Here is a 14,241-nt window from a genome sequence, read left to right as displayed (position 1 = left end):
GAACTTGCCCGGCTAGCCGTATTAATGATTGTTAGAACTGGTTAATCTGAGCAATAGACTGCAAATAAAAGAGAATAATTCCGTACCAAACTACACAACCTATTTCAACGTATATCCACCGCGTACCATGACCGTGAGGCTGTATTTGTTACCATCCAGAACCGTAATGCCACGTCCGTCCCTTGGAAAAGAAAGCAGGTGATTGGTCGGCGCTGCCTGCCCATTCGTCAGGTCCACCCCGTCCGTCAGATCGGCTACACCGTTCGTACCCTCACTGACAATCACGGCTTTACCGCTACGTACAATGAACTCCGCGCCAGATTTGCCGAGGAGCTGTTGACCCGGCTTCACGGTTACAATCTCTACGGCATCGGTTGTACCTGATACCAGCGGCGGCAACCCCGGATCAGTACTTGATCCACCTGTGTTGCCTGTTCCCGTCGATCCATTGTTGCCAGTGGACGCGCCTGGACTTGTAGTAGCTCCGCCACCTAGCGCTTTTGCAATCTGCTGATCCACATAACTCTTCGTTACCACCGGATCATCTGCGGTTCCCGGTTGACTCGTGCCCGCACCAATCGCCGTATCGTTATATACCGCCCCGACCCACACGCCAACACCAATCGCCAGTGCAGCCAAAGAGACTTTCATATAAGGTTTCATCTGTAATTTGTTCCTCCTCTGGTAATCTATTAACTTTAACTATAGAGAAAAAGGTCAGATGGGACAAGTAAAACCTCGCTCCCCTGCATGGGGAAGCGAGGTTTACTATACAGTACATAATTTAAATACTGCTTCTTTTCCATAACCTTGATTCAAAATGTAATCATTTAGAATCAAAATTAATGATCGGTTCTTCCTTTGGAAGTTTTGTCACATCGTAACCATAGCTTTGCTCTGCTAGACGAATGCGCTGTCCTTGGAACTGGTCATCTAGACTAATACGATACGAACCACCACGAAGCTTCTCGAAAATGCTATCCTCAATGCTCCATGTAATAGTTTGGTTCTTACCTACCTTGATATCTGTGCCCACAGTCAGTTCTTTTTCATATGTCTTCCCTGTTTGATCAGTGAATGTAATAATCAATTTGTGTTCATTCTCAGCCATCTCTGTCTCTTCGTTACGAGTGAGTGTGTAATTCATCTCAATCTGTACAGACGTGGTGCCTGCCAGATAAGCACGTACAATATTGGCAGTAAGGTTATACGGATACAGGTCTATATTACTTAGGGAAGTCTGCACATTAATGGAGACTGGCGGAACCTCAAATGCCATAGCGTTCACGTAAGCCGTCGCTTCCCCTTCACCAGTTACAAACTTGCCATCAGCAACCCCTTCACCTACAACCAGCTTCAAGTCAGAGAATGTAACGGATTTCGGCAATTTAGCCCAGAAGGTTACAATCGATTTTTGTCCAGGTCCCGGTAGACGCTCGGATTGTTTCGCTGTAGCTCTATAGTACTGACCATCTGCTGATTTATAGTAAGCTACCAGCTTGCCAAGTCCACTCTGACGGAGTGATTTATTGGTCATCTCAAATTCGGTATACACGATATCGGATGATGCCCCTGGATAACGAATTGTTCTACGAGCACCCATTTCCGTCTCTTTATCCCCCGAACCGGATGTGTACGTTTTACCGTTAGAGACATAGGACACTGCTTGGATGAATCCAGAAGTATTAAGTGTAATCCATTCGTTTGTTTCTTCTTCACTCACCTTTTCATTCAAGCTGAGTTCCAGACGAGACATCCGCAGATCCGATGGGATTTTAGTTAACAGATAAGCTTCAGTTGTCATACCTGCGCCTAACAGTTTGCCGGATTGCGTGTAAATTAACTTTTTATCTCCATCGATTTGAGCCGAATCTATTGTAAACATCGCTTCCAGTTCAGGAAGTTGTACCGTTTTGGTTGATGCATTGCGAATCGTTACCTTTGCGGCAATAATATCGCTATCCAACCACGGCAGACGTTGTAACGAACCGATTGATACGCCAAATGTACCTTTATTGTTTTTGATGACTGTTTCTGTAGTCAGAGCATCTCCGCCAGATGGTGATTCAGGCAAAATATAGACCCCAACAGGATAAGAGAAGACCAATCCGTTCGCTGGAGTTGCCGTTGTCGTATCCGTGCCCTCGGTCTTATCCTTAGGGCTCATCACATACAACTTCATCTTGCTCGTGTCACCATCCCCTTGGAATGTTCCACTCAGCTTAATCGTTTTGATATCGCCTGGGTTTAATTTTAAATTATCCAATGCTTTCGTCTCAATGGGATTAATCGTTCCATCGGCTGTACGTACTTCGAAGGAATACGTTGGTACCTTGATGGCCTTTTTCCCTTCGTTTTTGAGTACCATCTGCATGTTCAACGTATATTCCTCATCTTCTACACGCACTCTGGATGAGCTCAGCAACGTCGAGAGAGGCTGTCCATCAATCGAAATAATATTCGCCTGATTTGCCGTTACTTCAACATTGCTTTTACTTGCCTCAGGCAGTTGCAAAGCGGCCACAGGAAGCACACTTTTCTCTTCACCCTGCTCTTCGACAAGCAGCAACTCAGACTTTTGCAGTTTCACCGATGTAGGAAGAGAAGCCATCAGACCAAGAGATTTGTTCGCCTGTGCTTGAATACTCACCGTAGCACTGTCTTTATCTGGCGTTAACGGGTAATTAGCTCCACCTGGTGTACGCAAAATCCACTTGATATTTGGATTCTCCAATAATTTATAACTAATATTGTTTAAATTCACACCAATTTTCACATACTGTTTCTTATCTTCACCTGGATAGACTTTGATGCCAGAAACTTTAACTTTCACCGCAGAGTCACTCAGACGAACCGTCTTCGGTTTACCCACGGGTGTAGTAATGCTATAGGAAGCGGGCACATTAAACTTGCCCAGTGTTCGCTCATAGTTGGCTTGACTAAAATCCCATTTCACGATGAGGAAGTTCAGGTCACTGATCTTTACTTCACGTCCTGCTTTCATGACATAAGTCAGTTCTACCGTGGAACCAGGGGAAATTGATTTCTTTTCCTGATCCTTCGCGATCAGTTTAGGGGAGAACACTGTGCCTCCACTCGTCTTTACCTTACTCCAATAATCAATCATCATTAGAGGTTTACTGTCATTATTCTGATACGATAGCGTATATGTCACGACGTTCCCATCATCCTGAGCCAGAATATTCACATCCGTTAATCTTACAGTACTTCGTGCAGTCACTTTAACAGGGGCCAGGTTCCCCAAGGTATGTACAACCTGTTTTTTCGGTGTTGTTGTTTTACTATCGCTACTGCTGGCAGATGATTTCGTTGTTGTATTGGCAGCCATCACTGTACCAACCGTTGAACTGATCAACATTGCACTTGCGAGCAAGCTCACAACCATTTTCTTTTGATCCACTTCCAAACCTCCCATAAGTTGCTTGTTGCTATATAGTATAAACGTTTGGGAAGGGAAGAAAGTTACGATGTTGTTGTGAATTATCTAATAATGCTAATTTAAGAAAAAGAGTACTCATTCATAAATAATAGATCAAAATCTTCGTATGTACCCATTTAAAATAAGAGTTCCTGATCAAATAAAGTCAGATCTCTCTGAGAACAAATAAGTCACACTTACTCAATCTACAACATTTTCATATTGAAGATCAGGCGAATTATTGAACTTCCTAAATCATAATGTAAACAAAAACAACCTTGCATCTATAAAGATGCAAGGTTGTTCCAGAAATCAACTAATTACTATTAGTTACTAGCAAGTTGTTTACCAAATGTGAACTCACCAAGTGCGTTACCGCGTCCATCAGTGATAGCTTCAGCTGCTTTGTTTTTAGCACCATCAAATTTAACATTTACAACTTTACCAGATACATTAGTATCAGCAGTTGCTGTAATAGTGATAGTGTTAGCTCCAACTAGAGCTTGAACATTAGTGATTTTCACACCAGTACCTGCATCAACAGTGAAGAGTCCATTGATGTAGTTTTGATTGTAGTTAACCAAATCTGCAGCCAGGCTTTCAGATCCGTCAACAATGATAGTAATAGCAGTACCTGCAGCATCTTTAGTGATATCATTCAAAGAAACTGTTGGTGCAATACCATCTTTAACTACGATTGGAGTAGCACCAGTTGCTGTGATTTTGTTACCAAAAGCATCTTGAGTTTGAGTGTTAATAATCTCAAGTGTTACATTAGCTGCATTAACTGGAACTGCATTATCAGCAAATTTCAGCAACAGTGTTTTATTGTTGTCAGCCAAAGTATAAGAAGTTGGTTGAGATTTCACACCGTTAACTTGGAAGTCTCCCAAGTTAACACTTGACAATGCTGCATCAAATTTAACTTTGATTTCATTGTGACTAGTAGCATACACGTCACCAGTAACTGCAACTTTAGAATCAGTTACTTTGTCTCCAACATTGTAAGAACCGTTGTTGAAATATTTACCTTCGGAATCTTTAATGTAGCTTGCAGTAACAACTGCTTTACTCCAATCAAAACCAGTAGGAATACCACTTCCAGTAGTCGCAATACGAACAGTGTTTGTAGAGATCAAGTTGATGTCATTGTTCTCTTTTGCGATTTGGTAAGATGGAGTAGCAGCTCCATTCAGTACTGAAGAAACAGTGTATTTAGCTGCTTCAAGAGCATTACCTTCGCCACTAGTAGCTAATGTTTTATTGAATTGAACATAAACGTAACGAGTGTTATCAGTGAAAGAAGACCAAACACGAGTTACTTTACCGTTTTGTGCAGTATTTGCATTCAACGTAGCAGTGTAAGGCAACAATACATTTCCGATGTAAGCAGTATCAGCGATACCAGATACAGTCAATGTGTAAGTTGCATCATCTTTCAAGCTGCTACCCAGATTAACTCTAACTTTTTTATCAGTAGAATTGTAAGTTGGAGCAATTACAGGGTTACCTTTAGAGTTCAATCCTGTAACAGTTACAACTTTACCATCAGCATCTTTCAGAACATAATTTTCTGGATTTGTAGCTCTGTCAGATCTGTTTGGATCATTTTGTAAAGATTTGCTGAATTGAATCTCAGCGAAGTAGTTTCCATTTTCCATTTTGAACTCAGTACCTACAACTGTTGGACGAACAGTATCCAATGTTGGAGTTACTTTTGCATCAACAGAAGCAGAGTTATTGCTGTAGTCAGAAACTGCAGTCAGATAAACTGTATTCTCAGATACATTCAACGGATTGTTGAATTTCAATGTTACTTTGTTGTCGTTGATTTCGATGGATTGAGCAGTGTTGCCCGTAGTGTTAGCATATGCACTTGCAACGCTTTTCACTGTTTCATCGAATTCTACAGTAACTTCTTTCAAGTCGTTAGATTTAACAGAAACCACTTTAGGTGCTTCTGTATCTACAGCTGCAGTGAATTTAGTTTCTACTGGAACGATACTCAGACCGGAGTAATCTTGAACACCACTTACGCGCAATGTGTGCTCGCCAGCAGACAAGTCTGTAGTTACGATTGCAGTGTTAGGATAAACATATTTCACAGAAGCAGCGATTACGTTGTTATCTACGCGGAATGAAGAAGAGATAACACTTTCAGGTTTAACTGGTTCGCTGAATACTACTTTGAAAGCTTTAGTTCCCAACGCTTTAACTTCTTTTACTTCTGGAACTGCAACATCAAGTGGAGTAAACTCAACTTTTTGTGTGATAGTTTTAGTAGCATCAGAATTTTTAACGTTGTTAACCTGCAAGCTAGTTACTCTTTGGTTTGTCAAAGCAGAAGAGCTTTGGTCTACCAACAAAGTTACAGTTGTTTTGTCATCGGACAACGTAGCGCTTTTAAAAGATACTCCACTAACAACATAGTTGTTTTTGCTTTCAGCAGAAATTTGATCTACAGTACCATCAAATTTAACTGTGATTTCTTTCAAGTTTGTAGCAGTTGCAGAAGCTACAGCTTGAGCTGCAGTTGTTTTGTAAGTAACTTTCTCAGTGAATTGCTTTTCTTTGTAAGTGAATTTCACTTCAGTTTCTTTGTTAGCTTCAAGAGCTTTATCCAAAGTTACTTTAACGGATTCACCATCGCTGATTTTGAAAGTAACGACTTTACCAGCTTCGCTTACTTCGTAAGAAGAAACTTTCAAGCTTTGAGCTTGATCCACTGCATAAGCTGCACCTACCAGCAATTGGCGGGAAGCGTTAGCTGTGAAGTTAGCGTTAGCATCTACCAGACCAGCGTTGATTGCTGCTTGAACGTCTTTTTTAGCCCATTCTGGAGCATTGTTGTTTGTTTCAGCTGGAACTTCCAGGTCAAGCGCACGAGTAAGGATCGTCGCCATTTCAGCGATTGTCACTTTACCGTTGAAGTCAAAGATTTTTTTAGTTGTGTCTTTACCTTGCATGATACCCGCAGCAGTTACTGCTTCGATGTAAGGTACAGCCCAGTTTTTAGCTGTGTAGTTTTTGTCTTTGTAAGACAATTGACCAGTTACTTCTTTCAAACCGAGCAATTTAGTGATAACTTTTGCGAATTGACCGCGAGTCATCTCTTGATCCAATCCAGCTGTACCGTTAGGGAAGCCTTCGAAGATACCTTTTGCTTTCAATGCGTCAAACTGTTGTTGCGGGGAAACTGCTGTATCACCGAATGCTACAGAAGCAAACATTGAGAATGCCATTGCTGTAGACAATGCTACGGATAAAATTTTCTTCATAACCTTTTTTTCTCCTCCTTGGGTGTTCATAACATTTGAATTTTCTTTAATAGGGTCGCTCGTGTTCCTCATATATTGTTGCACCCCCTTTCCAGAGTTCTGAGCAAGTTAATATAAATGATGTCTGTGAGCATATCACAGAAACTTGTTACCTAGAATAATAATAGAATCACACGTAAATAGAGTAGTTTCCTAATCCTACCTTACGTATTATACAATGGGTCTCTCGTGCCGTAAAGCAATTTTTTCTAATAAATAGACAAGATTCTTCACGAGGTCATTCTTGGTAAGTTCCCCAATGTTTTTGACTCTACATCTTAAACGCAGTAGATCTCAAAAAGTTGCGCATTCTTTAAAAAAAGTTTTGAATTTATTTATGTGTTGATGCAGCGCAGGTTTCTAGCATGTTCAAAACCAGTCACAGCGCCACTTTGCTGGTTTAATATCTGCGACATGAAGTTTTCAGAAATGAGACGGACGTTTATTTATACCCGCTGTTTATGACAATGAAGCGACAAATTCCACAATATTCAAAATAAAAAAAGAGAGCCCATTGGCCCTCTTTCATGTTTTAATTTTGTAGATTATCGAATCTTCATTGCTAAATCAATAATCTGTGCACGCATTTTGGGATCACTATTTAGTTTCAAATACATGTCATCAATCGCGATACGGTTCTCACGATACGTCTTCTCATGTTTCATTGTGGTATGAGACCATTCGATCAATTCGTTTTCCGCTAGAACCAGATTATTATACGCATCATGGAAGCCGGTCGTCTGAACAAGCCCTTCCATTACTTCCTGGGAGATCTCCTGAGTCTTACGTGTATCTTCTAGTTTTTTCTCTAGAAAGACTGCCTGCTTCTCAAACTGTGTCTTTGCCTTCATGTAGCCCAGTTGGGCCTTGGAATAAATCGGTTTCATAAGCTAACTTCACCCTCTAGATCATTGTGTATTTACCGCTATTGTATCTTAATCTCTAGCAAATTACAAAAATAGTTATTGGTAAAAAACTGTTTCCTTCTATTATAAATGCATTCTATACAATCTCATATTTACCCATAAAAAGAACCTGCCCCTTCTTGTTAAAGGGACAGGTTCTTCCTAAAACATTTCCATATCGGATAAATTAGCTTAGCGTTTTAGGGAAAAGTTTGGTACCTTTCTTGAACAATTCTACAGCAATTTTACCTGCTTCAGCACGAGTCAGGTTACCTTTCGGATTGAAGAGGAATGATTTGGCATTGCCCTGCACGGGGCTGCCTTCCATGATTTTTGCCTTGGATACAGCCTGCACCGAAGGACGGGCATAGTACTCAATCTGATTAGAATCCTGGAAGGATTTAGACAATGTCCCCGCGAGCTTACTATCATTCGCAGCAAGCTTCATGCTCATCGCTCGTGCGATCATTACTGCCGCTTGCTCACGTGTAATTGGATCTTCCACACCAAAGAATCCATCACTGAGTCCTGTAATGATCCCTGCTTTGGCTGCTGTCTCAATAGAAGCATAATCCCACGTATCACTTCTGGTTGTTGGCGAAACGTCTGAGAAGGTCTGTATATTCGAATACTTCAATGGAATATCCAAACCTTTGACCAACAGGGTAGCAAACTCACCACGTGTCGTCTGATCATCTGCACCAAAAGCGTTAAAGCGCAAATTGTTCATGATGCCTTTGGAATACAGAGCATTAAGGATATTTCTTGCCCACGGGTGGTTCGTAATATCCGGGTAGCTCTTACTTTGCTTCATTACTTTGTAATAACCAAACTCGTCGAAAGAAACGGTAACGGTATGTTTCTTCGTATCCACAGCTCCACCAATCGGTTCCCACTGTCCGATGTTGCTCTTATCGGAGTAACGGAATACGCTAATGGTCGAACCTACTTCATCTACAATCGAAGGATCGTAGGCAAGAGTCAACGTACCTCGGTTAGAAGGCACCAATATCCGTTCTGTCGGGAATTGTGTAAAGCTTCCTTCTAGAGAGTACGGTGTTACCCCATTGGTTCCTGGCTTATATCCGCTTGTCCCTTTATCTCCAAGTTCACCAATTCCTCCATTAATCCAGTAAGTATCGGATACTGGAACAAAGTTGCTTGTCGTCAGGTTGGAGTTAAACATCTCTGTCAAAATCGTCGGAACTGTGATTGGTGACAAACCTCCCGTACTGCGTGGATCTGCCTGTCCAATATTAAAGCCGTAATCATTTTTTCGTTCCAGTACGCCGTCCTTCGGATCAGCAATACCAAACAGAATTTTATTGTCCGGGTAGAACTTGATTACACCACTGCTTGATTTGGAAGCGGATTGCAGAATGGTTCCTTTCGGGAACGACAATTCCAGCTTCTTATTAAATGCAGAATATTTGTTAGCCACTTTCGGAGCCATATACTGTGCATCTACTCCAACGGTGCTTGTATAGAACACGTTAACCGTATCGTTAATCTTACCGCCTTCTCGCGTAATCTGAATTTTGATCGCATTGTTTTTATCCGGAGACAATCCTACATAATCCAGGACAAAACGGTTATCCATATCCGGACGTTTAACAGCCGCTTCCTTACCAATCAATACCTGTGTTGCACCCTCAGCTTCAATATCAAAATGTACATAGTTTTTGTTAACGACAATCTGTTGTCCTACTGTCGCTACAGGAGACAAGATACGATAAGAAGATGGTTCTCTTAAGATCTCCAACCGTTGTGTCGTTCTGGCTCCCGTGCTGTTGATCAGCTCTAATGTGTACACATGGCTACCTGGTGCATCAAAGATATAGTTCCGGATCCGAATCATGAATTCATCCTGATTCCCCGCAAAGTCAGCAATATGACCATCTTGAGTTGCCTTGTTTGGATCTCCTGTATCCGTTGCTGGAATCGGATAGCTGTAGATCAGCTTGGAACCAGAGTACAGATTTGCAATAGTGGCACCGCCACCCTTAAACACCAGGTCATATCTATCCTTACTCGTTACATACTTTCCATCACGAATAATGAAGTCCGGCGTCACTTTGAAGATATTGACCATCTCTTCAGGGGTGTATACACTAACATCTGCCTTGCTGAATTCCACACGACCATCCGTTGGAACAGGGACCGGCATGAATTTATCAATATTGGACACATTGCTGTCTGAAATGTAAATTCTGATTTTTTTCTCAATGACCTTAGTCTTACCTGCACCGTCTTTATCCGTGCCTGTAATGGTGATGGTATTCTCTCCATATACAAGTTCTCCCGTACCCCCAATAGTCAACGGGAAGGAGAACTTACCGTTGGTGCCCGGGAAACCAGCAGGAGTTCTGGCTACACCATTCACAAATAATTGACTTGTGAATGGAGGAGATACAAGTGTACTGAATCCAACGAACTCACCATTGACCGTTAAGGACTGGGTCGTTTTTGAATTGAATGTATAGTTCTGTCCATCATACAAGTTGGCTACGTAAATATAGCTTTTGGCAGCATACGATACGGTAACATCGTAATGTGGATCAGGATTTCCATAATAAAAACGAATTTTCTGCGTGCCATTGGCCACATTTTTTACCAAGTAGACCGCTTGATTGTTTGAAAGACCGGTAGGCGCATTCGTTCCTGTTGGTGCTCCCTCAATCGTCAACTTGGTTGTTCCGGTTGGGAGGTATTCACCTTTTACGATTTCGCCTGCAATAGCTTGGCTAGACTCCACCATAATATAAAAATCTGCTGTAGCAATCTGTGCATTGTCCAGTGGTACTTTATTGGTTACTGCACCACCACTATAATCTGGAAGATAGTACATATTGGTAATAGCTTTAACACCTGGAGCATAAGTAAACTTCCCTTGATATCCAGAGCTAAATGTTCCATGCCCTACAACGGCGTTAACCGTTTGATTCTTTAAAATTTCAGCTGGTGTTGTGGTTGATGTTTGTAACGGATACGCATTATCGGTTGTGAATGTAACGATTCGGTATTCAGGCGTTGACCCATCCGGACCGGGAATAATGGTTTCCGTTGCGTTGCTGAACGTCATCGTTGTTCCATTGACTGTGAACGATCCTGAATCCTTAAATGAGCTATTGCTTGCGATATAAGGAAGCACCATCTGAACTTCAAGCTTGGCTTCGGTAGCTGCATTCGAAAATGTCGGGATATTGTTCAGTAGCGATTTCGTATCTGTAGTTCCACCGCTCGTTAATGAAACGTTGAGCGTAGAGAATGGCTGATCCTTGTCGTAGTAATACACTGCACGTTCGGTAAGGATAGAATCCGAACCGTTGGCAATTCTAAATTTCAGATTATTCAAACCAGCAGTCAGTTTTAACTGTGGCGTGAAAAATGTTCCGTTTTGAAGCAAAGACGAATCGAGTTCTTCTCCACCATTCAATGAAACAGTTACTTTAATTGCATTTTGCACTTTACCTTGAACAGACACAAACTGTGTATTGACAACTGTCTGCGCACCTTCATTCAAACCATAGGATGTATTGGAACCTGTACTTGGGTCCGTAAAGATTTTAAAATCCTGGATAAATGGAACCTGATCATACAGCACATAAAACGTATCTGAACGTTCTACTGATCCTTGAGTTCCTGTGAAGGTAATCCGGTTAAAACCCGGAAACAAGGTGATGTTGTTTGCCGTAAAGTTGTTATTACCGCTCGTACTCGCAGTTACTGCAGTGGTATTGGAACGGGTAGCATCAGGCTCCCATTTCGTTTTGTTGCTCGGTGCACTAACCGAGTTAAGCTGTTCGACTTTGACACGCATCGTATCTTTGGATACAAAAGCGTATGCACCTGTTATTGTAATTGTCCCCTGAGTCGTCTGATAAGCTCGATCCCGAGTCAAAAATCTAGCATTTGCTGAGTCTTCAATGTTCAAATCCGCCGTTTGACTAATGGCGGTATTATCTGGTGTAAAGTAGGTAGTCAGTGCGTTGGCAGCCGAAGCAACGGACCCACCGAATAGACCTTGTGGGAACAACGAGAGCACCATGGTGACCAACATGATCCAAATCAACGGCCGTTTCTTTTGTTGCATTACGTATCATCTCTCCTCTTTTTAAGTCAGTTACCAGTATTTATCGGCAAAAAGGTTCCAATTATTTAGTAAAAATCTCAAAAAAAACAAAAAACCTTATCCCAATCGGGATAAGGCAAGGGTCTAGTATTAGAATATTGAACGATAGCAGGAAACGAAATAATTTTTTAGGATTTCGAACGGGTCTGTGGATTAAGCTTCACACGCATACGCATCAGGAAGTTAATCACTGGTTTTCTCGTTTTACTTACAAGTCCAATGACTTCTGCCCCAACTTGCAGGAAGAACATCATGATACAGATCACAACAAAGGTTACCCAGTTAGCTTCAAACATCGCAGCCGAAGACTGGATAATAGCCAGCACACCGAAGAACGCAGCAATACCATAGATAATCAGTACGGTCTGACGATGGCTGAATCCAAGCTCACGCAAGCAATGATGCAGGTGACCTTTATCCGGTGAGAAGATCGGTTTCCGTTGCACCGCACGGCGAATAATCGCGAACAATGTATCCGAGAGCGGTACACCGATAATAATCAGCGGTGTAATGAAGGACACGACTGCAATCTGTTTAAATCCGAGCATCGAAAGCATCGCCAGGGAGAAACCAAGGAATAGTGAACCGGTATCTCCCATGAATATTTTCGCTGGGTGGAAGTTAAAGAACAAGAACCCGATAATGCTACCGAGCAATACCAGACACATCAGAGCAATCATCGTATTACCCATCAGGAAAGACATCACTGCAATGGTACCAATGGCAATCCCTGATACACCGGCAGCCAAACCATCCAGTCCGTCAATCAGATTAATCGCGTTGGTTACACCAACGATCCACAGAATCGTCAGCGGAATAGACACCCACGTTTCGAGTGAAGAATACGCATCCTGAAACGGAATGTTCACGAAGTCTACGCGGATGTTAAATCCAAATACAACGACGGACGCAGCCACGATCTGTCCAAGCAGTTTCACTTTGGCAGACAATTCAAAACGGTCATCCAGCGCACCAATCAATACAATGATGGAGCCTCCGACCAGAAATGCACTGACAAAACTCATATCGCGAGTTGTAAACCAAGCGGAGACAAACGGAAGCAACGCAGCAACCGTAATAATAAATGCCAGAAAAATACCCAATCCGCCAAGACGCGGCATAATACGTGTATGCACTTTACGTGCATTCGGTGTATCCATTGCACCGATGCGGACTGCGAACTTTTTAACAAGTGGTGTAAGAGCTAAAGCAAGTCCCATTGACACCAGAAATCCAATGATAAAGATCGCTACCATTTGAACATTCGACCCCCAATTATAATACCTTCAGAAAAATTATAAATCCCCTGTTCTCTTTTTCTATATATAAAGAAACATTGTTTTTCACTTTTGATGAAAATTTATTGTTGATTCTGAGGCAACAGTTACACGGTACGAAGAGTGCAAGGGAAAACCTGTAGAAGCGAAGCGTTCGCTTTTATCACCGAATTTCATCCTTGAACAAGGATAAATAGAAATTTGGGGATAAGGGCGATCGAAGGTTCTCTTGCAATCGTAGTAATGAAGTGTAACAGCTCCTTTAGCGGGAGTGCCTAGTGCAATCAAAGAATGTTTTCATTCGAGTGACACACGTATGTGCCGGAATGAATTATACGCTGATCATTTCTGAAAAGCTATCCTCAATTTCTAGCAAAAACAAGCATTTATCTCGTAATTACCTGCTTTTATCGGACTTTTGTCACGTTTTCTTTGTCCCGCATCACTTTCAATGCGAATTTCGGGAGCGCAAGCATCCGTCCAGCCCGGCTAGGTTCACGAAGCAGACGATAGAACCATTCCAGTCTTAACTTTTGGAACAGTTTAGGTGCCCGTTTCATTTTGCCCGAGATGATATCAAAGCTACCGCCAACCCCCATCATGACAGGAACTTGCAATGCATGCTTGTATTTGTGAATCCAAGGTTCTTGGGTATCCGCTCCGCGAGCGACGAATAACAGATCAGGTTCAGCCTGCCGAATAGAGGCCACCACCTGTTCATCCTCATCCGAACCGAAGAAACCATCGCGGTAACCCACAATACGAATAGCCGGATACTGCTGTTGTAACCGAACTGCCGTTTCTTGAATCACTTCAGGAGTCGAACCAAGCAAATACACGCCCCACCGATAGTTTTCTCCAACCCGCAACAATTCATGTAAAAGTTCAAAGCCGGGCACTCGTTCTGCTACAGGATCACCGCAGTAGCCGGCAGCCCATACCACGCCGGTTCCGTCCGGAACAATCATCTCCGCATCCTTCATCACCTTCATAATTGCGGGATTTTCTAGCGCAGCCATAACCATAATTGGATTGGCAGTGATAACCTGATGCGGCTGTTTCGACAACACGGCTTCTTCAAGCACCTGTACCGTTTCTTTCATCGTTAGTTTGGAAAAGGGGATACCATAGATGGAAACGGTAGGAATAGATCCGGTCTGACTCATTGTTA

Annotated in this window: 7 protein-coding genes; all 7 read right to left on the bottom strand. The window is 42.2% G+C overall.

Annotated elements, in window-relative coordinates:
- Window positions 1-99 precede the first annotated feature (99 nt).
- The 7 genes from BLQ13_RS18740 to BLQ13_RS18710 all read right to left on the bottom strand — a co-directional run bounded on the left by BLQ13_RS18740 (window position 100) and on the right by BLQ13_RS18710 (window position 14,236).
- Window positions 100-663: a hypothetical protein gene (locus tag BLQ13_RS18740; RefSeq protein WP_090922914.1), complete on the bottom strand. Its 564-nt coding sequence runs from the start codon at window positions 661-663 to the stop codon at window positions 100-102.
- A gap of 163 nt (window positions 664-826) precedes the next feature.
- Window positions 827-3,421: a hypothetical protein gene (locus tag BLQ13_RS18735; RefSeq protein ID WP_090922912.1), complete on the bottom strand. Its 2,595-nt coding sequence runs from the start codon at window positions 3,419-3,421 to the stop codon at window positions 827-829.
- Window positions 3,422-3,765: 344 nt separating this feature from the next.
- Window positions 3,766-6,789, bottom strand: a complete 3,024-nt coding sequence (locus BLQ13_RS18730; protein ID WP_090922910.1) for an S-layer homology domain-containing protein — start codon at window positions 6,787-6,789, stop codon at window positions 3,766-3,768.
- Window positions 6,790-7,301: 512 nt separating this feature from the next.
- Window positions 7,302-7,643, bottom strand: coding sequence for a hypothetical protein (locus BLQ13_RS18725; protein ID WP_090922908.1), 342 nt, complete (start codon window positions 7,641-7,643; stop codon window positions 7,302-7,304).
- A gap of 205 nt (window positions 7,644-7,848) precedes the next feature.
- The gene (locus tag BLQ13_RS18720; protein WP_090922906.1) at window positions 7,849-11,754 is read right to left on the bottom strand and encodes an S-layer homology domain-containing protein; all 3,906 of its coding nucleotides are present in this window, start codon (window positions 11,752-11,754) and stop codon (window positions 7,849-7,851) included.
- 167 nt (window positions 11,755-11,921) lie between these two features.
- Complete coding sequence (locus tag BLQ13_RS18715) at window positions 11,922-13,049, bottom strand: glycosyltransferase family 4 protein (protein ID WP_090922903.1); 1,128 nt, start codon at window positions 13,047-13,049, stop codon at window positions 11,922-11,924.
- Window positions 13,050-13,477: 428 nt separating this feature from the next.
- Window positions 13,478-14,236: a WecB/TagA/CpsF family glycosyltransferase gene (locus BLQ13_RS18710; protein ID WP_090922901.1), complete on the bottom strand. Its 759-nt coding sequence runs from the start codon at window positions 14,234-14,236 to the stop codon at window positions 13,478-13,480.
- Window positions 14,237-14,241 lie beyond the last annotated feature (5 nt).

The sequence above is a fragment of the Paenibacillus polysaccharolyticus genome, from assembly GCF_900102085.1.
GTDB lineage: Bacteria > Bacillota > Bacilli > Paenibacillales > Paenibacillaceae > Paenibacillus > Paenibacillus polysaccharolyticus.
The sequence above is the reverse complement of the archived record's forward strand: the minus strand, read 5'-3'. Positions and strand labels throughout refer to the sequence as shown.